At 26.0% G+C, this 453-nt stretch carries 1 protein-coding gene; it reads right to left on the bottom strand.

What is annotated here, in order from left to right:
• Nucleotides 1-126 precede the first annotated feature (126 nt).
• Nucleotides 127-453, bottom strand: a 327-nt coding sequence (locus tag AWT72_RS08865) for a transposase (RefSeq protein ID WP_156413159.1), incomplete at its 5' end; no start/stop codon positions are given.

Raw genomic sequence — 453 nt, 5'->3', positions numbered from 1 at the left:
TTTATAAGGAGACCAACTATGATTTGTCAAGTATAAAATAAAAAATAAATAGTTGGATAAGTAATTGAATTTTTGTATCACAAAAATAGTAGTAATCTACTTAATTTTAAAAATTCAAATAATTATCTATTTAAGATAATTTGTATCAAAAGATATATTATCTTTCAAAAGTTTGTAAATAATACGAACAAGTTTAGATGCTAAATGTCCTAAGACATTGTAATGTCTTTTACCTTGATTTATCTTTAATCTGTAATATTTCGCAAATATGTCATTGTTAAGCGATAACTGCCAAGCAGTATTAATTAAAGCATATCTCAAGAGTTTAGAACCACGTTTAGACATTCTAGTTTGTGGAGCATTAAAGTTACCTGATTGTTTTACAACAGGATCAAGTCCACAAAAAGCAACTAATTTAGCTGGAGAAACAAACTTATCAATATTTGGAATCTC

It is taken from the genome of Oceanivirga salmonicida (assembly GCF_001517915.1).
Taxonomy (GTDB): domain Bacteria; phylum Fusobacteriota; class Fusobacteriia; order Fusobacteriales; family Leptotrichiaceae; genus Oceanivirga; species Oceanivirga salmonicida.
This window is presented reverse-complemented; position numbering and strand designations above follow the sequence as displayed.